Annotated in this window: 20 protein-coding genes and 1 riboswitch; of the genes, 15 read left to right on the top strand and 5 right to left on the bottom strand. The window is 72.2% G+C overall.

All coding sequences use genetic code 11. The annotated features are described in order from the left end of the window. Positions 1-55: 55 nt before the first annotated feature. Together ACWEMY_RS23555 and ACWEMY_RS23560 are read right to left on the bottom strand one after the other, a co-directional pair. Positions 56-484, bottom strand: a complete 429-nt coding sequence (locus ACWEMY_RS23555) for a DUF3040 domain-containing protein (protein ID WP_375937744.1) — start codon at positions 482-484, stop codon at positions 56-58. Between the two features lie 125 nt (positions 485-609). Then, positions 610-1,059 carry an SAV_6107 family HEPN domain-containing protein gene (locus ACWEMY_RS23560; RefSeq protein WP_375937741.1) on the bottom strand — a complete coding sequence of 150 codons (450 nt, stop codon included), beginning with the start codon at positions 1,057-1,059 and terminating at the stop codon, positions 610-612. A 116-nt stretch (positions 1,060-1,175) separates the two neighbouring features. Between ACWEMY_RS23560 and ACWEMY_RS23565 the strand changes: the two genes are divergently transcribed. The 5 genes from ACWEMY_RS23565 to ACWEMY_RS23585 all read left to right on the top strand — a co-directional run bounded on the left by ACWEMY_RS23565 (position 1,176) and on the right by ACWEMY_RS23585 (position 6,207). Then, positions 1,176-1,808: a GNAT family N-acetyltransferase gene (locus ACWEMY_RS23565; RefSeq protein WP_452391767.1), complete on the top strand. Its 633-nt coding sequence runs from the start codon at positions 1,176-1,178 to the stop codon at positions 1,806-1,808. Continuing rightward, the gene (locus ACWEMY_RS23570) at positions 1,805-3,373 is read left to right on the top strand and encodes a phytoene desaturase family protein (protein WP_452391768.1); all 1,569 of its coding nucleotides are present in this window, start codon (positions 1,805-1,807) and stop codon (positions 3,371-3,373) included. Before ACWEMY_RS23565 ends, ACWEMY_RS23570 begins: the two co-directional genes overlap by 4 nt. Then, positions 3,370-4,167, top strand: coding sequence for a carotenoid biosynthesis protein (locus tag ACWEMY_RS23575; RefSeq protein WP_452391769.1), 798 nt, complete (start codon positions 3,370-3,372; stop codon positions 4,165-4,167). The genes ACWEMY_RS23570 and ACWEMY_RS23575 overlap by 4 nt, the downstream gene beginning before the upstream one ends. A gap of 89 nt (positions 4,168-4,256) precedes the next feature. After that, positions 4,257-5,036, top strand: a complete 780-nt coding sequence (locus tag ACWEMY_RS23580) for an LppM family (lipo)protein (RefSeq protein ID WP_452391770.1) — start codon at positions 4,257-4,259, stop codon at positions 5,034-5,036. Between the two features lies 1 nt (position 5,037). Further along, positions 5,038-6,207: a glycosyltransferase gene (locus ACWEMY_RS23585; protein WP_452391771.1), complete on the top strand. Its 1,170-nt coding sequence runs from the start codon at positions 5,038-5,040 to the stop codon at positions 6,205-6,207. Here ACWEMY_RS23585 and ACWEMY_RS23590 read toward each other — a convergent pair. After that, positions 6,204-7,292 carry a DUF4236 domain-containing protein gene (locus ACWEMY_RS23590; protein WP_452391772.1) on the bottom strand — a complete coding sequence of 363 codons (1,089 nt, stop codon included), beginning with the start codon at positions 7,290-7,292 and terminating at the stop codon, positions 6,204-6,206. The genes ACWEMY_RS23585 and ACWEMY_RS23590 overlap by 4 nt on opposite strands. A gap of 167 nt (positions 7,293-7,459) precedes the next feature. Then, on the bottom strand, positions 7,460-8,164 hold the full coding sequence (locus ACWEMY_RS23595; protein WP_452391773.1) for a hypothetical protein: 705 nt from the start codon (positions 8,162-8,164) through the stop codon (positions 7,460-7,462). 213 nt (positions 8,165-8,377) lie between these two features. Continuing rightward, a riboswitch (SAM riboswitch) is annotated at positions 8,378-8,470 on the top strand. Between the two features lie 36 nt (positions 8,471-8,506). On the opposite strand from ACWEMY_RS23595, the gene ACWEMY_RS23600 reads away from it, so the two are divergent. Genes ACWEMY_RS23600 through ACWEMY_RS23635 form a run of 8 tightly spaced genes read left to right on the top strand, consistent with a single transcriptional unit; the run spans position 8,507 to position 18,241 of the window. Next, positions 8,507-10,126, top strand: a complete 1,620-nt coding sequence (locus ACWEMY_RS23600) for an ABC transporter substrate-binding protein (RefSeq protein ID WP_452391774.1) — start codon at positions 8,507-8,509, stop codon at positions 10,124-10,126. 37 nt (positions 10,127-10,163) lie between these two features. After that, a complete protein-coding gene (locus tag ACWEMY_RS23605; protein WP_452391792.1) occupies positions 10,164-11,165 on the top strand; it encodes an ABC transporter permease in 1,002 nt (333 codons plus the stop codon). Then, complete coding sequence (locus tag ACWEMY_RS23610) at positions 11,158-12,051, top strand: ABC transporter permease (protein WP_452391775.1); 894 nt, start codon at positions 11,158-11,160, stop codon at positions 12,049-12,051. The genes ACWEMY_RS23605 and ACWEMY_RS23610 overlap by 8 nt, the downstream gene beginning before the upstream one ends. After that, the gene (locus ACWEMY_RS23615; RefSeq protein ID WP_452391776.1) at positions 12,048-13,688 is read left to right on the top strand and encodes a dipeptide ABC transporter ATP-binding protein; all 1,641 of its coding nucleotides are present in this window, start codon (positions 12,048-12,050) and stop codon (positions 13,686-13,688) included. The genes ACWEMY_RS23610 and ACWEMY_RS23615 overlap by 4 nt, the downstream gene beginning before the upstream one ends. Beyond that, entirely contained in the window at positions 13,685-14,929 is a 1,245-nt protein-coding gene (locus ACWEMY_RS23620) for an LLM class flavin-dependent oxidoreductase (RefSeq protein ID WP_452391777.1), read from the top strand. The genes ACWEMY_RS23615 and ACWEMY_RS23620 overlap by 4 nt, the downstream gene beginning before the upstream one ends. Continuing rightward, on the top strand, positions 14,926-16,290 hold the full coding sequence (locus ACWEMY_RS23625) for an NtaA/DmoA family FMN-dependent monooxygenase (protein WP_452391778.1): 1,365 nt from the start codon (positions 14,926-14,928) through the stop codon (positions 16,288-16,290). The genes ACWEMY_RS23620 and ACWEMY_RS23625 overlap by 4 nt, the downstream gene beginning before the upstream one ends. Next, complete coding sequence (locus ACWEMY_RS23630) at positions 16,287-17,093, top strand: DUF1684 domain-containing protein (protein WP_452391779.1); 807 nt, start codon at positions 16,287-16,289, stop codon at positions 17,091-17,093. The genes ACWEMY_RS23625 and ACWEMY_RS23630 overlap by 4 nt, the downstream gene beginning before the upstream one ends. Next, positions 17,090-18,241: an LLM class flavin-dependent oxidoreductase gene (locus ACWEMY_RS23635; protein WP_452391780.1), complete on the top strand. Its 1,152-nt coding sequence runs from the start codon at positions 17,090-17,092 to the stop codon at positions 18,239-18,241. Before ACWEMY_RS23630 ends, ACWEMY_RS23635 begins: the two co-directional genes overlap by 4 nt. Positions 18,242-18,271: 30 nt before the next feature. Here ACWEMY_RS23635 and ACWEMY_RS23640 read toward each other — a convergent pair whose 3' ends face one another. Next, the gene (locus ACWEMY_RS23640) at positions 18,272-19,213 is read right to left on the bottom strand and encodes a methylenetetrahydrofolate reductase (RefSeq protein ID WP_452391793.1); all 942 of its coding nucleotides are present in this window, start codon (positions 19,211-19,213) and stop codon (positions 18,272-18,274) included. A gap of 207 nt (positions 19,214-19,420) precedes the next feature. Between ACWEMY_RS23640 and ACWEMY_RS23645 the strand changes: the two genes are divergently transcribed. Then, entirely contained in the window at positions 19,421-20,575 is a 1,155-nt protein-coding gene (locus ACWEMY_RS23645; RefSeq protein WP_452391794.1) for a polyprenyl synthetase family protein, read from the top strand. A gap of 19 nt (positions 20,576-20,594) precedes the next feature. Beyond that, a complete protein-coding gene (crtI, locus tag ACWEMY_RS23650) occupies positions 20,595-22,172 on the top strand; it encodes a phytoene desaturase family protein (RefSeq protein WP_452391781.1) in 1,578 nt (525 codons plus the stop codon). Positions 22,173-22,256: the final 84 nt, after the last annotated feature.

The raw sequence follows: 22,256 nt of genomic DNA on the forward strand, positions 1-22,256 counted from the left end.
CCATCCGGGTGCGGCGCCGCCTTCGATGCTGTTGTGCGCTCCGGCGAGGGGCGAGCTACTCCTGCTCGAACCTTCGACGGAAGCGGTCTTCCATCCGTTCGGAGAAGCCGCCGGACTTGCGCTGGCGGCCGCCGCGACCGGACGACCCGCCGGTGGCGCCCGCGCTCTTGGCGGGACCCTCGGACTGATCCGGGTGTGCGGACCGGTGCGAGTTGCCGAGCATCAGCAGGACGCCGGCGCCGAACATGGCGATGAATCCGACGAGACTGATGATCGGGAATCCGCCCGGCTTGAACGGAAGGGCGAGGCCGGCGACGAGAAGTACCAGACCGATGGCGAACAACGCCGCGGCCTGGAGCCTCCGTCGGCTCGACGTGGAGCGAAGTCGTCCGCCGCGGACGGACGAGGCGAACTTCGGGTCCTCAGCATAGAGAGCGCTCTCGATCTGTTCGAGCATGCGCTGCTCGTGCTCGGAGAGTGGCACGGTACCTCCCCCGGCACTAGGCGTGGCTGGTCGCCTCCGGGTAGGCGACGGGTAGCCGACCTTGGCGGCTATCTGCTCCCCATGATACGAGTTCGATCGAAGCCGTACCACCTACTCGGTGATAACTAAGCAGTCATGTCCCGGTCGCGACTCGGCTGCGGCCGGGTCTTGACCGCGGCGACCAGCGCATCGTCGACGTCGTAGAGGAATGCGCCCACCCGTGAGCAGAACTCGTCGGCCTGGGTGTCGGTGATCGCGCGGTCCAGTCCGGCCTCCAGCGCGGCCCGCAATTGCGAGTGCGCCTCGAAGTAGTCGGCCCACATCGCGAACTCCGGTGAGGCGCGTCTCAGTAACACCCAGGCGCTGCGCGAGCGTGCCCGCGGTGCCCGGTCGGCACCGGTGAGCGCGATCATGGCGCCCGCGCCGCGCAGCGCGGCCAGGTAGGCGGTGCGCAGCCGCTCCCCCGGGTCGTGTTCCCAGGCCGAATCGGTGAGCAGGGTGTCGGCCTGACGTAGCAGTCCGCCCGCGCGACCGTCGTGCGCCGCGTGCTCCCGACCATCATTGCGACCAGCCATCTGCTGCCCCTTTCACCCCTCGCACAGATCGAACAAGCATTCGAACGTTTGAATTGGGATTGAATATAGGGACACCCACCGACAACTTCCGCGTCCGCGCGCCACCGACGAGAGCCATGACAGCCGTCAAGCCCAATCACACCCCCGCACCCGTCGTCGTCGACCTCAGTGTCGCCGCGCTCCGCGCGCGCCTGCACGACGCCCTGTCGGTGTACGTCGCCGCCATGGACTATCCGCGCGGTACCGAGCACCACCGTGCCCCGATGTGGACCGAGCACACCACCCGCGCGGGCTGGCGCGCGGTCGCGGCCCTGCTGCCCGACGACGCGGGCGCCGTCGACCTGCGCACCTCGCCGATCCTGGCCATCGCCTACGGCTACAGCGGCGCCCCGCGCCAGTGGTGGCATCAGCAGGTACACACCGGGATGCGCCGCTGCGGCTGGCCCGAGGCCGCCGCGCGCGACCTGCTCGCCGACTACTTCGAGCTCACCGAACTGCACGTGCACCCGTCCGCGCAGGGCCGCGGGATCGGCTCGACGCTGCTGGAACGGCTGCTGGCCGATCGCCCGGAGGCGGCGGTGCTGCTCTCGACGCCGGAGGTGCCCGAGGAGGCCAACCGGGCCTGGCGGCTCTACCGGCGGGCCGGATTCACCGATGTGATCCGCAATTTCGTCTTCGCCGGCGACACCAGGCCGTTCGCGATCCTCGGCAGGCGGCTGCCGCTGTCGGCCGCCGGTAGCCGGGAATGAGCGCGCCGCAGACCACCGTCGTCGTCGGTTCGGGACACAACGCGCTGGTCGCGGCCTGTTATCTGGCGCGGGCCGGGCAGCGGGTGGTGGTGCTCGAGCGCGACGAGGTGCCCGGGGGTGCCGTGTCGACGGTCGAGCGGTTCCCGGGTCATCTGGTGGACCGTGGTTCCTCGGCGCACATCATGATCCGGCACACCGGGATCATCGAGGAGCTCGAGCTCGACCGGTTCGGCCTGCGCTATCTGGACTGCGATCCGTGGGGTTTCACGCCCTCGGACGGGGTGCGCGCGCCGATCGTGTTCCATCGCGATCTCGACCAGACCTGCGCCTCCGTCGCGGCCGCGTGCGGTGCGCGCGATGCCGACGCCTACCGGCGCTTCGTCGGCGTGTGGAGTGAGCGCAGCGCCCGGGTGATGCGCGCGTTCGGGGCACCGCCGACACCCGGACGGCTGGCGCGCGCGTTCTGGGGGCTGGACACCGGCGACGGTGGCAGCGCGCTGTCGCGGGAGTTCCTGCAGTCCGGGGACGCGCTGCTGGACTACTGGTTCGACGACGAACGCCTCAAGGCCTCGCTGGCCTGGTTCGGGGCGCAGTCCGGGCCGCCCATGTCGGAACCGGGCACCGCGCCGATGGCCGGATTCGCCGCGCTCATGCACACCCTGCCGCCCGGGCGGGCCGTGGGGGGAAGTGGGGCGTTGAGCGCGGCCCTGATCGCGCGGCTGCGGGCCGACGGCGGCGAGCTGCACACCGGCGAGGCCGTCACCGCCCTGCGCCGCACCGGTGACCGGTGGCAGGTGAGCACCGCCGAGCGCACCCTGACCGCGGACACCGTGGTCGCGGGCGCGCACATCCTCTCGACCATCGAGCTGCTGCGCGCGGGCGGTTTCGACGCCCCCACCCTCGACGACTGGCAGCGCCGCATCCGCGTCGGCCCCGGCATCGGCATGGTGGTGCGCCTGGCCACCGACCGGCTCCCGCACTATCCCGGTGCCTTCCCCTCCGATTCCGCGCGCGGCCTGCAGTTCCTCGTCTCGGACCGCAATCAGCTGCGCCGCGCCCACGGTGCCGCGCTCGGCGGGGCCCTGCCGCCGCGCCCGGTGGTGCTGGCGATGAGTTTCAGTGCCGTGGACCCGAGCATCGCGCCGCCGGGACAGCATCAGCTCTCGCTGTGGGCCCAGTGGCATCCCTACGCGCTGGCCGACGGCAGCAGCTGGGCGCGGCACGCCGACCGCGAGGCGGACCGCATCGTCGCCGAGGTCGACCGGTACGCACCGGGATTCAGCGCCTCGGTGCGGCAGCGCTTCGTGCAGACCCCGGTCGACCTGGAACGCGAGATGGGGCTGCGCGGCGGCAATGTGATGCACGTGGAGATGTCGCTGGACCAGATGATGCTGTGGCGGCCACTGCCCGAACTGTCGAACCAGCGGGTGCCCGGTGCGCCCGGCCTCTATCTCACAGGCGCTTCCACCCACCCGGGCGGCGGTGTCTCCGGTGCGAGTGGCCGCAGCGCCGCACAGCTGGTCCTGCGTGATCAGCGCCGGTTCCCGATGCCGCGCCGACGATGAACGTCTCCGGCGCGCCGCTGCGCGACTGGGTCCGCGACGATCCGCGACGGGTGCTCCCCGCTGTCTCGGCGGTGCTGCTGGTGCTGGTGCAGATCACCTATCCACTGAGCGAGGGCGTGACGCGCGACCGGATCACCGTGGCGGTCGTCCTGCTGTCGGCGGGCACGGCGCTGCTGCACGCGGCGACCACCCGGGGGCCGCGCTGGGCGGCCGGGTTCTTCGTGATCGTCTCCGGGCTCGGGCTCACCGCCGAGATCGTCGGCACCGCGACCGGATTCCCGTTCGGGGCCTACACCTACGCCACCGATCGGCTCGGGCCCGCGCTCGCGGAGGTGCCGCTGGTGGTGCCGCTGGCCTGGACCGGCGGGCTGTACCCGGTCTGGATCGTCGCGGGACTGCTCACCGGTTCGGTGGTGGGGCGCGCGGGGCTGTTCGTGCTGGGGGCGGTGGGCTGGGATCTGTTCCTCGACCCGCAGATGGTCACCGACGGGCAGTGGACCTGGGCGGTCACCGATGCCGGGCTGCCCGGGCTGCCGCAGATCCCCTGCACCAACTATCTGGGCTGGGCGCTGGTCGCGACACTGATGGCGGTGCTGCTCAGCGTGCTCGACCGGAAGCGGGTGGTCGTCTCGGTGGCGGTGCCGGTGGCCGTGTTCTGCTGGACCTGGCTCGGCTCGGCCCTCGCGCACGCGGTGTTCCTCGGGCTGCCCGCGTCGGCGATGTGGGGCTTCGTGGGGCTGGCGCCGCTGGGGATTCCGCTGGTGCTGCGCGGTCTGCGCGAACTCCGGCCCTGAGGCCGGGCCGGGACGAAAGCGCTGTTCGGCACGGGTCGGTGGAACGCACCGGCCCCGTCGGGTGGGTTCTCGGGCCCGGGCCTGGCACGATGTCAACCGTGCAGCCGAGTCCCGTCGCCGACCTGACCCCCACTTCGCCGCGTTCCCGCGTGCCCGCCCGGCGCGTCGCGGCCGTCGCCGTCCTGCTGGCCCTGCTGGTGCCCGCGCTGGCCGGCTGCCTGCGCGTGCAGGTGTCGATGGGCGTGTCGTCCAACGACAGGGTGTCGGGGCGGATCGTGGCCGCGGTGGTGCCGACCGGGCCCGACGACAAGGGGCCGCAGCTGAAGGCACCGGACCAGGTCGCGGCCAAGGTGCGGGTGGAGAACTACAACCAGGACGGCTACGTCGGCACCCAGGTGTTCTTCGACGACCTGACCTTCGGCGAGGTCGGCCAGCTGGGCGGGCTGTCGGATCAGACCCAGGGCATGTTCAGCCTGGAGTTCCAGCGCTCGGGCGACCTGGTGAGCCTCAACGGGCGCGTCGACCTGGAGTCGGTGCCGCCGCACGGCTCCGACGTGCAGTTCTCCATCGCGTTCCCCTCGCGCGTGGCCAAGACCAACGGCACCCGCGAAGGCGACAACACCGTCTCCTGGAAGCTGCCCGCCGGTGAGGTCTCGACGCTGCGCGCCGAGGTGAAGTACGCCGACCCGAACACCCGCTCGTTCGCGGGCTGGGCGGGCATCGTCGGCGGCATCACCCTCGCCGTGGCCGCGCTGGTGGCGGGCATGGCCTTCCGCAACCGCAACCCCGGCCCGCCGAACGCCCCGCGCGGCGGCTTCTCCCCGAGCGAGATGTGGCGCGATATCGCCGCCCGCAGGCTGGGCCGCTGACATGGGGGCGGCCCGCGCGCTGACCTGGCTGGGCACCGGCCTGGCCACGCTGGGCGCGAGCACCGCCGTCTACAACCTGCTCACCCTGCGCACCCTGCCACGGCGGGTGTCGGGCGTGATCGAGCCGGTCGCCGTGTGTGTCCCCGCGCGTGACGAGGCCGCGCGGCTGCCCGCGCTGATCGCGGATCTGCGCGCCCAGACCGGCGTCCCGCGCCTGCGGGTGCTGATCCTCGACGACGCCTCCACCGACGGCACCCACGAGGCCGCGCTCACCGCGATCGGCGGCGACGAACGGTTCACCGTGCTGCGTTCGGCCGCCCATCCCGCGCCCGGCTGGACCGGTAAGGCCGCCGCGTGCGCGCGGCTGGCTGCCCGCGCCGACGCGGCCGCGCTGGTCTTCGTCGACGCCGATGTACGGCTGGCCCCACAGGCGGTCGCCGCGGCCGTCACCGAATTGCGCAGGCGCGGTGCGGGTCTGGTGTCGGCGTGGCCGGTGCAGGAGTCGGGGTCGCGCACCGAGCATCTGCTCCAGCCGCTGCTGGCCTGGTCGTGGGCCTCGACCCTGCCGGTGGGCCCGGCCAACCACAGTCTGCGCCCGTCCACCGCGGTGGCGTGCGGGCAGTTCCTGGCGGTCGACGCCGAGGCCTATCGCGCCGGGGGCGGGCATGCCGCCGTGGCCGCCAGCGCCACCGAGGACCTCGACCTGGCCAGGGCCCTGCGCCGGGCCGGGCACCGCACCGCCCTGGTCACCGCGAGCCATGCCGCCCGCACCCGCATGTACTCCGGCACCGAAGACCTCACCAACGGCTACACCCGCTGGCTGTGGTCGGCCTACGGCGGACGCGTCGAGACCGGCGCCGCCGTGGGCCTGCTCCTCGCCCTGGCCTACTGGGTTCCCCCACTCGCGGCTCTCCTCGGCCGAGGCCGCACCCGCCGCATCGGCCTCCTGGGCTACCTCGCGGCCATCGCGGGCCGAATCCTCGCGCGCGGCACCGAAACCCGCCGTCGACCCACCCGCACCGAATTCCTCTCCGCCGCGGCCCACCCCCTCGCCGTTGCCCACTACCTGACCCTGTGGGCGCGCTCGCACGTCCGCCACCGCACCGGCGGCCTGCGCTGGAAACAGCGCCCCCTGGTCACCCCCGACACATCGCTCCCCCTGCGTGCCTAGGTTCTGTCCCAGGCCTGACCGCCTGAGATCTGCGGGAGGTTCGGGGGCTGTCGGAGGGTGCGGGCGGCGCGATCGAAGGCGTTGATCCGAGAGAACTGGAGATCCCAGTTCAGGCCGCTGGGGCTCGCGATCCGCACGTTCCCGTACTGCATGATCGGGAGCATCCTGTTGTTCTTGAACCGGCGGTCAGGACCACCGTTCACGTTGGCGAACTGCCATGTCGTGTCGACGTGTACGCCGTCGGTAGGCACGGTTCCGGATTCGATGAATCGGCGTGTGGACGGTTGGACCGAGAGGATGCCGTAGCTGACGTCGCTGTATCGCTTGCCGGTGCGGAGGAGTAGACGATCGGGGAGGAAGTGCAGCGCGTCGTGCCCGCTGGTGATGGTCGAGACGGCGACATTGGTGACCAGATGCTTCGGGTGGTCGAAAGTGACTGTGACGGCGGTGCGTTCGAGCAGGCTGCTCGCGTTTCCGTTGATCTTCCGCTGATGAACGGTGGCCAGACCGCCGTGCGCGTTGATCCGCCACTTTCCTTGCGAGGCCGCGTATTCCATCAATGACTCGTTGAGCGCTCCGAACCAGGCCGCGGGGTGATCGGCGACATCGTAGAAGACCACGACATTGCGTCTGGCCTGGTCGTGCATGGCCAGCCACCAGACCAGTGGAACCGCCGGTAGCAGGAGGAGCAGGCCGAACGGCAGGGTCGCGAGGACGAGTATGCCGAGTATGCCGAAGGCCCATGGTGCTGTTCTCGCCTGACCGGCGGCGGAGTTGAGCTGTTCGATCAGGTCACCGGGTCCGGTGGGCAGGAGTTGCGTGGCGTCCGCGCCGGTGAGATCGGCCATGGGGATAGGAGCCGGGTTCGGCCGGTGCGAGGTGGTTGTGCGGTTCGTGGGCGACGGGCGCGCGCCGCCCAGCGATGCCCGGTAGTAGACGCCGTGCGCGCCCGCGTGGACGTAGTTGCCCCGCGGTCCGCTGCCGATCCGAAAGCCGGGGACTCCGACGCTGACGCCGAGTCCTGACCGGGACATATTGAACCGGAACGGTCCGGCGTTCAGCGACTGCCGAACATAGATTCCCATGTCCTTCTCCAGTCCACGATGCGCCCCGCTCGATTTCGGTGGTGTACCTGCAGAGCTCTGCCAGGATCTCGTATCGGGCCCACGGCCCGTTACAGACACCTACCTGTCGACTTGCGCGGAACGCGCGGCCCCTGGAGGTCTAGATGCCCTGATGTAGCGGGCGGGGTTCAGGGGACCTCGGTGATGCCTATGGTGGGGAAGAAGAAGCAGGATTTGCCTGCGTTGTCGGTGGTGCCGAAGACGGCGGCGAGGATGGTGCCGTGGCCGGTGTCGACGGGGACCGCGCGGACTCCGCCGAGGGGGATGGCGGTGAAGAAGAAGTCGCGGATGGCGTTCTCGGCGAGGGGGCGCAGTTCCACCGGGACTTCCGGTGGGACCATGGCGCGCACGATCTCGGCGATCGAGCCCATCGAGGCCAGGCCGCCGCGGCCGGTGCTGATGTTGAGCCAGGCGACCTGCATGCCCGCGGTGTCGGTGGCGGGGGTGTCGGGGGCCAGGCCGTAGGGCAGGAAGGTGAACAGGGTCTGGCCCGACTTCACGGTGGTCAGGTCGAGGCCGGGAATCGGCACGGCGTTGCTGGGCCACGGGCCGGGGACGGCACCGGCGACGGCGGGGACCAGGCCGAGACCGTCACCCGCGCAGTTGGCGGCGACCGTGGGGTACAGGAACGGCTGCACGCCCAGGGCTTTCAGTGTCTCGACGACGGTCTGGTAGGCGCCGAGCAGGTCGGCGGGGCCCGCGGTGGTGGTGGCGGGGGCGTCGCGGGTGACGGCCGGAGTGGCCGGTTGCGCGGTGGCGGCCGGAGCGGTCAGCAACAGGGCGGCGCAGGCCGTCAGCGCGGTCAGTGCGGTGGTACGACGCGGCACGATCACGGCGCAACTCCTCATCGTCGGCACTCGGAGATCCGACGCTACTCCGCGACACCGCTGATCCGGGCGATGGACACGCCCCTCCCCTCCCCCTGATGCCGCGCCAGTATGCCGGTCGCGGACCGCGCGCCCAACTGCTGCGCTCACGCTGATTTCTACCGTTGTAAACCATCCGGTCTGTGCCACATGCTGGTTCAGCTCCGAGCAGCCGGGGCGCAACCATCCAGAGCGACCGAGAGACCTGGCTCGACGACGTCGCAGCAACCAACCCGTCGAACGGGTGGGTGCTTCTGCCCGGTCCGATGGAGGTCTCTCACCCATGCCACGCATCCCTGGAGTCACCCCGTGATCCGTCCTCGTCATCGCCTCGCCGCTCTCGCCGGAGCACTCGCCGCCGTCACCACCGTGGTGGCCTGCGGCAGCGACACCGCGGGATCCGGCGGTGACGCCGGTCCGCCGCAACCCGGCGGCACCCTGCGCTACGGCCTGTCCGGCGCGCCGACCTGCTCGGACCCGGCCCAGTCGGGCACCAACCAGACCATCTACGTGGCCCGCCAGATCGTCGATTCGCTCACCGATCAGGACCCCGCCACCGGCGAGATCACGCCGTGGCTCGCGCAGCGATGGGAGGTCAGCCCCGACGCCAAGGTGTTCACCTTCCATCTGGCCGACGGCGTCACCTTCAGCGACGGCACCGCGCTCACCGCCGACTCGGTGCGCGACACCTTCGACGCGATCATCCGCCTCGGCGGCGTCGAGGCGCCGCTGGGCGTGAGCTACCTGGCCAACTACGTGGGCACCACCGCGGTCGACAAGCTCACCGCCCGCGTCGAGTTCAGTCAGCCCAACGCGCAGTTCCTGCAGGCTTCCTCCACGCCGCAGCTCGGCATCCTGGCCGCCTCCACCAATGCGAAGTCCGCCGACGCGCGGTGCGCGGGCGACAACATCGGCAGCGGCCCGTTCACCTACGCCGAGTACAAGCAGGACATCTCCGCGACGCTGGCCAAGCGCGCCGGATACAACTGGGGCTCGGCCGTGTTCGGGCACAAGGGCGAGGCCTACCTGGACCGCATCGAGTTCACCGTGGTGCCGGAGTCGGGTGTGCGCACCGGCAGCCTGTCGTCGGGTCAGCTCGACGCCATCAGCGACGCGCTGCCCCAGGACGCCCCGCAGATCGAGGCGACCGGCGGCCGGGTGCTGTCCACCTCGAACCCGGGCACCCCGTTCGGCCTGCAGTTCAACGTGACCCGCGGTCCGCTGCGTGACCCGGCGGTGCGCCAGGCGCTGCTGCCCGCGCTCGACCGCCAGCAGCTCGTCGACACCGTGCTCGGCCCGCAGTTCAAGCCCGCCACCTCGGCGCTGGCCTCGGCGACCCCGGCCTACCTCGACCAGTCCGCGCGGCTGGCCTACGACCCCGCGAAGACGAAATCGCTGCTGGAGCAGGCGGGCTGGGTGCCCGGCGCCGACGGCATCCGGGTCAAGAACGGTGAGCGGCTGAGCTTCGCGATCACCTTCAGCCAGGTGTTCGCGGGCAACCAGGCCGTGCTGGAGCTGGCGCAGCAGCAGCTGCGTCAGGTGGGGGTGGACCTGAAGCTGGACCTGGTGTCCACGCCGGAGGCGATCGCGCGCCAGAACGCCAAGGACTACGACGCGGTCTACGGCAACTCGACCCGCGCCGACGGTGACATCCTGCGCACCTCCTACGCCCTGGCCGGACGCAATCTGAACGCGCGCGGCCCGATTCCGGCCCTGGATCAGCTGCTCGACCAGCAGCTGGCCACCACCGACACCGCGGCGCGGGCCGCGCTCATCGAGCAGGCCCAGCGCGAGGTGCTCGACAACGGGCTCATCCTGCCGACCGTCGAGCTGTCCCAGGCGATCGGCGCGGCCGGGCACACCCAGGATCTGACCTTCGAGGCCTCGGCCCGGCTGCAGTTCTTCGACACCTGGCTGAGCGGGCACTGAGATGAGCGGGGTGGTCGCGACGCTGCGGCACTCGGGCCTGCCGAGGTACGTGGGTTCGCGGGTGCTGCAAGCGCTCTGGGTGCTGTGGGCGGCGTTCACGGTGTCGTTCGTGGTGCTGTACCTGCTGCCCTCGGACCCGGTGTCGATGGCGGCCGACATCAGCAGCGGCACGCCGGTCGATCAGGCCGCGGTCGCGCAGATGCAGGCCCGCTACGGGCTGGACCAGCCGCTGTGGGACCAGTACGTGACGGCGCTGGGGCATGCCGTCACCGGTGATCTGGGGCGCTCCATCGCCTCCGGACAGCCGGTGACCGAGGCACTGACCGACGCCCTGCCCTCGACGTTGGCGCTGTCGGCGCTGGCGCTGCTGTTCGCGATCCTCGGCGGGACGGCGCTGGCCTTCGCGGCCACCTACACGCGCCGGCCGTGGCTGCGCAACACCCTGGCCGCGCTGCCGCCGCTGGGGGTGGCGGTGCCGACCTTCTGGACCGGTCTGATCCTGTTGCAGCTGTTCTCCTTCCGGCTGCACTGGTTCCCCGCCTTCGGCGGCACGGGGTTGCGCGGCACATTGCTGCCCGCGCTCACCCTGGCGTTGCCGGTGGGGGCGGTGATCGCCCAGGTGCTCGCGGCGGGGCTGGCCCAGACCTGGCGTCAGCCGTTCACCGAGGTGGCGCTGGCCAAGGGCGCCTCGCGGTGGTGGGTGCAGTGGCGCCACGTCGCCCGGCTGGCGAGCGTGCCCGCCTTCACCATCGCCGGGGTGCTGGTCGGCACCATGCTGGCCGGTTCGGTGGTGGTGGAGTCGGTGTTCGCCCGGCCCGGCATCGGGCGCCTGACCCAGACCTCCGTGCTCAACCAGGACATCCCCGTGGTGCAGGGCGTGGTGCTGTTCTCGGCGCTGATCTTCGTGGTGGTGAATCTGCTGGTCGATCTGCTCTATCCGCTGATCGATCCCCGGATCACCGGCACCACCGCCGCCAAGAACGCGAAGACCACCGACGACGCCGAGACCCCGCAGACCGAAAGGAGCCACCATGGTTGACCTCCTGATCCGCCGGTCCCCGGTGGCCGAGCACACCACCACCGGCACCGCCGTCGACACCCACCGCCTGGCCGACGCCGCCCGCTGGGTCCGCGCGCGGCTCGGGCTGCTCGCCTCGCTGGCGGTGCTGGCCGTGGCGGTCGGCTGGGCGCTCGCACCCTCGGTGTTCGCCTCCGGTGACCCGCTGACCGGCGTGCCCGCCGAGAAGTTCCAGGCGCCCGGCGCGGCGCACTGGTTCGGCACCGACAATCTCGGCCGCGACCTCTACACCCGCATGGTGCACGGGGCCGGGCTCTCACTCACCGCGACCCTCTCGGCGGTCGCCATCGCGCTGGTCGCGGGCTCGCTGCTGGGTCTGCTGGCCGGCGCGGCGGGCGGGATCGTCGACACGGTGATCATGCGGGTGGTCGATGTGCTGCTCTCGATTCCCGCGCTGCTGCTGTCGCTGGCGCTGGTCACCGCGCTCGGCTTCGGCACCCGCAATGTGGCCATCGCCGTGGGTGTCGCGCTGATCGCCAACTTCGCCCGGGTGCTGCGCTCGGAGGTGCTGCGGGTGCGGCACGCCCCCTATGTGGAGGCCGCGCACGCCTCCGGGGTGCACTGGTACGCCGTGCTGGCGCGGCACGTGCTGCCCAATTCGGTGCAGCCGGTGCTGGCCCTGGCCGCGGTGGAATTCGGGATGGCGGTGCTGGCGGTGTCCTCGCTCAGCTTCCTGGGCTACGGCACCAAACCGCCCACACCGGAATGGGGTTCGCTCATCTCGGAGGGCCGCAACTTCCTGGCCTCGGCGTGGTGGCTCACCACCCTGCCGGGTCTGGTGATCATCGCCGTCGTGCTCTCGGCCCAGCGCCTGGGCCGGGCGGCGGGCAGGAGCGGGAACCGATGAGCGACAAGACAATCGACTCCCCCGAGGGCGACGCCCCGGTGCTGCGGGTGACGGATCTGCGGGTCGACTACCGTACCGGCGCCCGGACGGTGCCGGCGCTGCGCGGGGCCTCGATCGAGGTGGCGCGCGGGGAGGTCGTCGCGCTGGTCGGTGAATCCGGTTCGGGGAAGTCGACTTTGGCGCAGGCGGTGATCGGCCTGCTCGGAGAGGCGGCGCAGATCTCCGGCGGGCGGATCGAGCTCGGCGGTGAACGGGTCGACCCGGCCGACGAGAAGTCCTTGCGGCGGCTGCGCGGCGCCCGGGTGGGGTTCGTGCCGCAGGACCCGGGCCTCTCGCTCAATCCGGTCCGGCGCATCGGCGATCAGGTGGCCGAGGCGCTGCGGGTGCACCGGCGGGCCGACCGCCGGGGCGCGGCCGTGCGGGCCCTCGCGCTGCTCGAGGAGGTCGGACTGGACCGGCCCGCCGTGCGGGCGAAGCAGTATCCGCACGAACTGTCCGGCGGGCAGCGTCAGCGGGTGCTCATCGCCATCGCCCTGGCCTGCGGGCCGGAACTGGTCATCGCCGACGAACCCACCAGCGCGCTCGACGCGACGGTGGCGCGGCGGGTGCTCGACCGGCTGGCCGAGCGGATCGCCGCGCGCGGCACCGCCGTCCTGCTGATAACCCACGATCTGGCCGTGGCCGCCGAACGCGCGGACCGGATCGTGGTGCTCGAACAGGGCGAGGTCGTCGAATCCGGCCCCGCCGCACAGGTTCTCACGCACCCCACCCACCCCTACACCCGGCGGCTGCTGGCCGCCTCGCCCGCGCTGGCACCGACCGGGTTCCGGCCGCCGCGCCCGCGCGCGCAGACGCCGCTGCTGTCGGTGCGGGCCCTGCACAAGCGTTTCCACGCCGGCGGGATCACCGCCGTCGACGATGTCGCGTTCTCCCTCGACCGTGGCGAGACCCTGGCCCTGGTCGGCGAATCCGGGTCGGGCAAGTCGACCACCGCGCGGATCGCGGTGCGGCTCACCGAACCCGACCGCGGCACGGTGACCTTCGACGGGCACGACCTCACCGGTGCGCGCCGCGGCAGGCTGCGGGCGCTGCGCAGGCGGTTCCAGGTGGTGTACCAGAACCCGTACTCCTCGCTGGACCCGCGCTGGCGGGTCGGCGAGATCATCGCCGAACCGCTGCGCGCCTACGGCATCGCCGACCGGCCCGCGCGGGTGCGGGAGCTGCTCGAACAGGTCGCGCTGCCCGCCGATTTCGCCGAGCGCAGGCCCGCGGAACTGTCCGGCGGGCAGCGTCAGCGGGTGGCCATCGCCCGCGCGCTGGCGCTGCGCCCCGATCTGCTGGTGCTCGACGAGCCGGTCTCCGCCCTGGACGCCTCGGTGCAGGCCCAGATCCTCGACCTGCTCGACACGCTGCAGACCGAACTGTCGCTGGGCTACCTGTTCATCTCGCACGACCTGGCGGTGGTGCGCCAGATCAGCGACCGGGTGGCGGTCATGCGGCACGGCCGGATCGTCGAGACCGGGCCCACCGCCACCCTGTTCACCGACCCGCAGGACCCCTACACCCGCGAGCTGCTCGCGGCGATCCCCGATCCGGGTGTCCGGATCGGCACCGTCGACGGAAAGGACCTCCGATGAGCGGGCCCACCTGGTTCCTCGGTCTCGAACTCGCGGGCACCGGAACCCATCCCGCGTCCTGGCGGCGCGCCGACTCGCGCGCCGAGGACCTGTTCACCGCACGCTACTGGACCACGCTGGTGACCGAGGCCGAACGGCTCGGCCTCGACGCGGTCTTCCTGCCCGATTCCTTCGCCGTGCAGGAGGGTGGCGCCGGGGTTGTCCGGGGGCGGCTCGACGCCGTCGCCGTGGCCGCGCGCACCGCCCCGCTCACCCGGCGCATCGGCCTGATCCCGCAGGTCACGGTGACCCACACCGAGCCGTTCCACGTGTCCAAGGCGATCGCCGCGCTGGACTTCGCGAGCGCGGGCCGCGCGGGCTGGGAGGTGACCGTCTCCCCCGGCGCCGTCGAGGCGAAAGCGTTCGGCCGCAAGGATGTCCAGGACGCGGCGTCGCTGTGGCACGAGGCCGGCGAGGCGGTGGACGTGGTGACCCGGCTGTGGGACAGCTGGGAGGACGACGCCGAGATCCGCGACATCCCCACCGGCCGCTTCATCGACCGCGACCGCCTGCACTACATCGACTTCACCGGCGACAACTTCGCGGTGAAGGGCCCGTCCATCACCCCGCGCTCCCCCCAGGGCCAGTCGATCGTCACCGTCCGCGCCGACGACGAGTTCTCCACCGCCCTCGCCGTCCACCGCGCCGACCTCATCCGCGTCACCGCCCCCGACCCGGCCACCGCCGCCGACCGCCGCCGCACCCTGCGCGCTGCCCTCGCCGCTGAGGGCCGTGACCCGGATCAGGTGCGCATCCTGCTCGACCTGCCGGTCCACCTGGCCGATTCGGTCGCGACCGCCGAGACCGAGGTCGCCGAGCTCGACCGCTGGCTGGTCGCCGTCGGCACACCGACCGCGACCACCGCACCCGCCCGGACCGAGACGAACACGGTCAGGTCGACCGAGGCCGCCACGGAACCGACCGCGACCGGGTCGGCTGCTTTCGATGGCGACCTCCGGCTGGTGGGTACGGCCGCCGACCTCGATGCGCTGCTCGCCGAGTTGACCGGCGTCGTCGACGGTGTCGTCCTGCGACCCCTCGCGCTGCACGCGACCCTCGCCGCGCTCACCACCCACCGCGGCCCAGGGGAACCCGTCGAGGGGCTCGACACCGAGGGCACCGCGCCGACCACCTTCCGCGAGCGGCTCGGGCTCCCCCGCCCGGCCAGCCGCTACGCCACACCGACCGGAGCGATCCTGTGACCGCGAAGCCCCGCAAGCAAGTTCATCTCGCCGCGCATTTCCCCGGCGTCAACAACACCACCGTCTGGGCCGACCCGGCATCGAAGTCGCAGGTCGACTTCGCCTCGTTCGAGCATCTGGCGCGCACGGCCGAGCGCGGGCTGTTCGACTTCTTCTTCCTCGCCGAGGGGCTGCGGCTGCGCGAGCACCGGGGGCGCATCCACGATCTGGACGTGGTCGGCAGGCCCGACACGCTGACCGTGCTCGATGCCGTCGCCGCGGTGACCGAGCGGCTGGGGCTGGCGGGCACCATCAACAGCACCTACAACGAGCCGTTCGAGCTGGCCAAGCAGTTCGCGGCGCTCGATCACCTCTCCGGTGGCCGGGCGGCGTGGAATGTGGTCACCTCCTCCGACGCGTTCACCGGCGAGAACTTCCGGCGCGGTGGCTATCTCGAGCACGGTGAGCGCTACCGGCGCGCGGCCGAGGTGGTGGCGGCGACGCGGGCGCTGTGGGACAGCTGGCCCGCCGACTCGCTGGTCGTCGACCGGGAGCGGGGCGTGTTCGCCCGCGAGATCCCCACCACCGCCGTGCACACCGCGCACTTCGACATCGAGGCGCCCTTCGTGGTGCCGCCGAGCCCGCAGGGACACCCGGTGCTGTTGCAGGCGGGCGATTCCGACGAGGGCCGCGAGTTCGGCGCCCGCACCGCCGACGCCATCTTCACCGTGCACGGCACCCTCGAGGCGGGCCAGAAGTTCTACACCGACATCAAGGGCAGGCTCGCGAAATACGGTCGCGCCCACGACGAACTGCTGGTCTTCCCCGCCGCCACCTTCGTCCTGGGTGACTCCGCGGCCGACGCCCACGAGCGGGCCCGCGCGATCCGCTACCAGCAGGTGAGCCCGCAGACCGCGATCGCCTTCCTGGAACAGATCTGGGGCCGCGACCTGTCCGGCTACGACCCCGACGGCCCGCTGCCCGAGATCGAGCCCGACGCCACCGCCGAGATCACCCGCGGCCGGGTCCGGCACACCAAAGACCCGGTCGCCGTGGCGAAGGCGTGGCGGGAGAAGGCGGCCGCGGAGAAGCTGAGCATCCGCGAGCTCGTCATCGAGGTCACCGCGCGGCAGCAGTTCGTCGGCACCGCGGCCGAGGTCGCCGCCCAGATCGACCACTACGTGCAGTCCGATGCCGCCGACGGGTTCATCCTCGTCCCCCACCTCACACCCACCGGCCTCGACGAATTCGTCGACACGGTGGTGCCCGAACTACAGGACCGAGGCAGTTTCCGCACCGCCTACTCCGGAACCACCCTGCGCGACCACCTGGGTCTGCGTCATCCCCACCATCCCGTCGCCGAAGGAGCACGCGCGTCATGACCATCACCGTCGACCACACCGCCCCCACCACCTTCACCGACGACTGGCAGCGCTGGCACGACGCCCGCGAGGACGGGCTGCGCGACCCCCTCGGCTGGCTCAGTTTCACCGCCCTGCACTGGCTCACCGACCGGCCCGAACGCGTCGACGGCCTGCCCGGCACCTGGTGGGTCACCGACGACAAGGTGTTCATCACCGCCCAGCCCGCCGACCGGCTCGACGTGGACGGCGACCGGATCGCCGGGGTGCGGATCGTGACACCGGCCGAAGGCGCGCCGGGCATCAGCGTGCTCAACGAGGAGAAGGTCTACGAGGTGATCCGGCGTTCGGGGCAGTACGCGGTGCGCGTGCACGATCCCGCCGCGCCCACCCTGGCCGCGTTCACCGGGGTGGCCGCCTACCCGGTGGACCCGCGCTGGGTGGTCACCGGGCGCTTCACCGCCTTCGACGACGAGCGCGTCGTCACCACCGGGGCCGTCGTGGACGGGCTCGAGCACCACCACGCCGCCGCGGGCACCGTGGAGTTCCGGATCGGCTCCGTCACCGAGACGGTGGTCGCCTTCGGCACGCCCGCCGATCTGCGGGTGCTGTTCACCGACGCCACCAGCGGCGTCACCACCTACCCGGCCGCGCGGTCGCTGGCGCTGGGCGCGGTGGAGGCCTACGGCACCGTCACCCTCGATTTCAACCGGGCGGTGAATCTGCCGTGCGCCTTCACCGATTTCGCGACCTGCCCGATCGCGCCGCCGGAGAACCGGCTGCGGGTGGCGATCGAAGCGGGCGAGAAGGATCCGAAGCAGTGAGCGTTCCGCTCTCGATCCTGGACCTGTCCCCCATCAGCGCGGGCTCGAATGCCGCGCAGGCCGTGCGCAATTCGGTCGACCTGGCCCGCCATGCCGAGGAGTGGGGCTACCGGCGCTACTGGCTGGCCGAACACCATTTCGTTTCGGTGGCCAGCTCCGCGTCGCTGACCCTGCTCGCCCTGGTCGCCGCGGCCACCTCGCGGATCCGGGTGGGCACCGGCGCGGTGCAGGTGGGTCAGCACACCTCGGCCTCGATCGTGGAGGCGTTCGGCATCGTCGACGCCGTCCAGCCCGGCCGGGTCGACATCGGCCTCGGCCGCTCCGGACACCGGCGCGCCCAGTTCGGCGCCGAGGCGAGCACCGCCAAGGGCGGGCATCCGGTGCTGGACACGGTGACCGGGCGCACCGAGATCCGCGACGGGGTAGTGGTGCCGCCACCGTTCGATCCGCGCCGCATCACCGACCGCTCCCGGTTCGTCGCCGCGGGTGAGGCCCTGCAGCAGCCCGGTGCCGAGGCGCCGGAGTTCGCCGACCAGGTGGCCGAGATCCGGGCCCTGCTGGACGGGACCTATGTCGCGTCCAATGGTGTGGCGCTGCACGCTGTTCCGGGTGAGGGCATCGACGCCGAGGTGTGGCTGTTCGGCAGTTCGGCCGGGGAGAGCGCGAAGCTGGCGGGCGAGCTGGGCTTGCCGTTCGCGGCCGCCTATCACGTCTCTCCGGGGACGGCGCTGGACGCGGTCGAGGCGTACCGGGCGGCCTTCCGGCCCTCCGAGCGGCTCGCCCGCCCGCACGTGATCGTCTCCGCCGACGTGGTGGTCGCCCCCGACGACGACACCGCCCGGCACCGCGCGAGCACCTACGGCCACTGGGTGCACAGCGTGCGCAGCGGCACCGGCGCGGCCGAATACCTCGACCCCGCCACGGCCGCCCCGCTCACCGCCGACCAGGTCCGCCTGGTGGAGGACCGGCTGGCCGCCCAGATCGTGGGCTCCCCCGCCACCGCCGTGGAACGGCTCGCCGCGTTGCAGCGGGTCACCGGGGCCGACGAGCTACTGGTCACCACCATCACCCACGACCACGCCGACCGCCTCGAATCCCACCGCCTCCTGGCCGAGGCGTGGGCGCACAGCACCGTGCGCGCCGCCTGACCCGGCGGTGGGAGCGCCCCTGGACCGAGCTCAGGCGCTGAGCGGGGCCGCCGTGACGCCGTAGCCGAGGTTGGTGAGGACCTCGCTGGTGGCCTTGGCGAAGTTCAGGGTGATGAAGTGCAGGCAGGGAGCGCCCTCGTCGATGAGGCGCTGGGCGATCTCGGTGGCGATGCGGATGCCTTCGGCGCGCACCGCGGCCCGGTCCTCCTCGGGGCCGGGCCCGGCCGCGCGGGTCAGCCGGGCGACGATGTCGGCGGGGACGGGGCGGCCGCTGAGCTCCTCGGCCCGCTGCACCGTGCGCAGCGAGGTGATCGGCATGAGCTCGGGGATGATCGGCTTGGCGCCCTCGATCGGGTCCATGGCCATCACCCGGTCGCGCAGCCGCAGATAGTGCTCGACATCGAAGAACATCTGGGTGATCGAGTACTCGGCACCCGCGCGCAGTTTCGCCGCCAGCTGCCGGGTGTCGTGGTCCAGGTCGGGCGAACGGTGGTGGCCCTGCGGGAACGAGGCCACTCCGACGTGGAAATCGCCCAGGTCGCGCACGATGCGCACCAGCTCCTCGGCGTATTCGACGCCCTCGGGATGCTTGCGCCATTCCCCCAGCGGATCGCCGGGCGGGTCACCGCGCAGGACCAGCACATTGCAGATGCCGGAATCGGCGTAGGAACCGACCAGCGAGCGCAGCTCGGCGATGCTGTGGCCGACGGCGGTCAGGTGCGCGACCGGCAGCAGCGTGGTCTCCTGGGCGAGGGCACCGGTGATGCGCACGGTGCGGTCGCGGGTGGAGCCACCGGCGCCGTAGGTCATCGAGACGAAGGCCGGGTGCATGCGCTCGAACTCGCGCACCGCCCGCCACAGCCGGGCCTCACCGGCGGCGTCGCGGGGCGGATTGAACTCGACGGAGAACGGCACGCCGCGACCCGAGTGGGTCCGCAGGCTCTGCACCACCGAGGGGGTGTTCGAGACGATCGACGGCTGCTGGGCGGGTCGATCCGGGGTCGAACGTCCCCTGCCTTGGTCGAAAGTCACCGGTTCAGTGTAGTGGCGGGGCCCGGTGTGGGACCGGTCGCACCCCGGGCTGTGCGCCGTCGGCGCACCCCCGCGGCCCGCGTATTCTGCGACGGAACGATGATGCGGCGCGTGGGCGCCGGTCCTTCCCCTCGCTGCTGTCTGCCCCTGGAGGTCATCCTGTCCGCCGGAATCGGTACCCCGCTCTCCCGGCTCGTCGCCGACGCGCCCACCCCGGCCGACCTCGCCGCGCTCACACCGGGTACGCCCGCGTTCGTCGCCGCGGTCGAGCAGGTGCTGCGCGCGTTCTTCGCCACCCGCCGCGACATCGTCGCGCCGCTGGGGCCGGTGTTCACCGATGCCGCCGACGCGCTGGAACAGTTCGTCATCCGGGGTGGCAAGCGCTCGCGGCCGGGCTTCGCCTGGACCGGCTGGCTGGGCGCGGGCGGCGATCCCGCCGGACCCGAGGCCGCCGCGGTGCTCACCGCCTGCTCGGCGCTGGAACTGGTGCAGGCCTGCGCGCTGGTGCACGACGACATCATCGACTCCTCGCGTACCCGGCGCGGCTTCCCGACGGTGCACGTGGCCTTCGAGGACCGTCATCACGCCGCGGGCTGGCCCGGTGACGGCGCCGAGTACGGCCGCGCGGTCGCCATCCTGATCGGTGACCTGGCCCTGGCCTGGGCCGACGACCTGGTGCACGAGGCCGGGCTCGCCCCCGCCGCGCTGGCCCGCTTCGCCCCGGTGTGGGCGAGCATGCGCACCGAGGTGCTCGGCGGCCAGCTGCTCGACATCAACGGCGAGGCGGGCTGCGACGAATCGGTGGAGGCCGCGCTGCGGATCAACCGCTACAAGACCGCCGCCTACACCATCGAACGCCCGCTGCACCTGGGCGCGGCCCTGGCCGGCGCCGACGACGCGCTGATCGAGGCCCTGCGCATCTACGGCACCGACGTGGGCATCGCCTTCCAGCTGCGCGACGACCTGCTCGGCGTGTTCGGCGACCCGGCGGTGACCGGCAAGCCCTCCGGCGACGACCTACGCGAGGGCAAGCGCACGGTGCTCATCGCCGAGGCGCTGCGCCGCGCCGACGACGCCGCCGCCGACCAGATCCGCGCGGGTCTGGGCGCCGACCTCGACGACGACGCCGTCGACCGGCTGCGCACCCTGCTCACCGAGCTGGGCGCCGTCGACGACGTGGAACGCCGCATCACCGAACTCACCGACACCGGCCTGGCCGCCGTGGCCGCCAGCACCGCCACCGGGCCCGCCAAGCAGCTGCTGCACGACATGGCGCTGGCCGCCACCCGGCGCGCCGCCTGAGCCTGATAGGAAAAGCGCTGTGGGACAAGCGAATCATGTGGTCGTGGTCGGCGCGGGACTGGCCGGGCTGGCCGCCGCGCTGCATCTGCGCGGTGCCGGTCACGAGGTGACCGTGCTGGAACGGGCCGATCATCCCGGCGGGCGGGTGGGCCGCTACCGGTTCGCCGACTACGAGATCGATTCCGGGGCCACCGTGCTCACCGTGCCCGAACTGATCGACGAGGCCCTGGCCGCGGTCGGGCACACCCGCGACAGCGTGGGGCTGCGCGTGCACCGCCTCGCCCCCGCCTATCACGCGCGCTTCGCCGACGGCACCGAAATCCGCGTCTACGACGACGCCGAGACCATGGCCGCCGAGGTCACCCGGGCTTGCGGGCCCGCCGAGGCCCGCAACTACCGGCGCCTGCGCGACTGGCTGGGCCGGGTCTACGCCGCCGAGTACGACGAGTTCATGGACGCCAACTTCGACTCCCCGCTGGATCTGGTGCGCAGCCGCCGCTCGCGTGCCTCGTTGGCCACGCTGGTGCGTCTGGGCGGGCTCGGCAAGCTCGGGCCGAAGGTGCGCTCCTACCTGCGCGACGAGCGCCTGACCAGGCTGTTCACCTTCCAGGCGCTCTACGCGGGCACCGTCCCGGACCGGGCGCTGGCGCTCTACGGCGCGATCCCGCACATGGACACCTGCCTGGGCGTGTACTTCCCCGAGGGCGGCATGCGCGCGATCACCGCCGCGCTGGCCGAGGCGTTCACCGCCGCGGGCGGGCGGCTCGAGCTCGGTACCGAGGTCGCCGGGATCGACTACGCCACCGGCAGGCGGGGCGCGGGCACGCCCGGTCACCGGCACGCGGAGGCGGTGCGCGGCACCGACGGGCGCCGCTTCGCCTGCGACGCGGTGGTGCTCACCGCTGATCTGGGCTCGCTGCGCCGCTTCGGGCTGCGGCACCGGCGCGGCCTGCGCGCCTCGCCCTCGGCCGTGGTGGCGCACGGCACCGTGCCCGCCGAGGTCGCCGCGCGCTGGCCGGTGCAGGCCCACCACACCATCGATTTCGGGGCCGCCTGGGCGCGGACCTTCGCCGAGATCTCGGCGCGCCGGGGTCGCGGGCAGCTGATGAGCGATCCCTCGCTGCTGCTCACCCGGCCCGCGCTCACCGACGCGACCCTGTTCGTCGAACGCGGCGACGGCAGGCACGAACCGCTCTCGGTGCTCGCGCCCTGCCCCAACCTGACCGCCGCCCGGCTGGACTGGGACCGGGTCGGCCCGGCCTATCTGCGCGAGCTGCTCAGCACCCTGGAAGACCGCGGGTACACCGGAATCAGCGAGTACTTCACGGTCGATCACCTCGACACTCCGGCGACGTGGGCCGCCGCGGGAATGATCGCGGGCACGCCGTTCTCGGTCGCGCACCTGTTCCGGCAGACCGGACCGTTCCGTCCCCGCAACCTGCCAAGGGGTGTGGACAACGTCGTTCTCGCAGGTTGCGGCACCACTCCGGGGGTCGGTGTACCCACGACGCTGCTGTCGGGCAAATTGGCCGCCGAGCGAATCACCGGTAGCCGGACGCGCACCGGTACCGACCACCGGGTTAGTGTTCGGAGTTGAAGCCGTAAACTGACGGCCGACTTATCAGCTCGCGGTTGCGACCGCCGACCATCCGGGGGGACCGACCGAATATGCCGCCCTCCG

It is taken from the genome of Nocardia sp. NPDC004415 (assembly GCF_053602435.1).

Bases quoted from the DNA above. Each gene is read 5' to 3' on its own strand.
- ACWEMY_RS23560 (WP_375937741.1), bottom strand. From the start codon at position 1,059: ATGGCTGGTCGCAATGATGGTCGGGAGCACGCGGCGCACGACGGTCGC.
- ACWEMY_RS23565 (WP_452391767.1), top strand. From the start codon at position 1,176: ATGACAGCCGTCAAGCCCAATCACACCCCCGCACCCGTCGTCGTCGAC.
- ACWEMY_RS23570 (WP_452391768.1), top strand. From the start codon at position 1,805: ATGAGCGCGCCGCAGACCACCGTCGTCGTCGGTTCGGGACACAACGCG.
- ACWEMY_RS23575 (WP_452391769.1), top strand. From the start codon at position 3,370: ATGAACGTCTCCGGCGCGCCGCTGCGCGACTGGGTCCGCGACGATCCG.
- ACWEMY_RS23580 (WP_452391770.1), top strand. From the start codon at position 4,257: ATGTCAACCGTGCAGCCGAGTCCCGTCGCCGACCTGACCCCCACTTCG.
- ACWEMY_RS23585 (WP_452391771.1), top strand. From the start codon at position 5,038: ATGGGGGCGGCCCGCGCGCTGACCTGGCTGGGCACCGGCCTGGCCACG.
- ACWEMY_RS23590 (WP_452391772.1), bottom strand. From the start codon at position 7,292: ATGGGAATCTATGTTCGGCAGTCGCTGAACGCCGGACCGTTCCGGTTC.
- ACWEMY_RS23610 (WP_452391775.1), top strand. From the start codon at position 11,158: ATGGTTGACCTCCTGATCCGCCGGTCCCCGGTGGCCGAGCACACCACC.
- ACWEMY_RS23615 (WP_452391776.1), top strand. From the start codon at position 12,048: ATGAGCGACAAGACAATCGACTCCCCCGAGGGCGACGCCCCGGTGCTG.
- ACWEMY_RS23620 (WP_452391777.1), top strand. From the start codon at position 13,685: ATGAGCGGGCCCACCTGGTTCCTCGGTCTCGAACTCGCGGGCACCGGA.
- ACWEMY_RS23630 (WP_452391779.1), top strand. From the start codon at position 16,287: ATGACCATCACCGTCGACCACACCGCCCCCACCACCTTCACCGACGAC.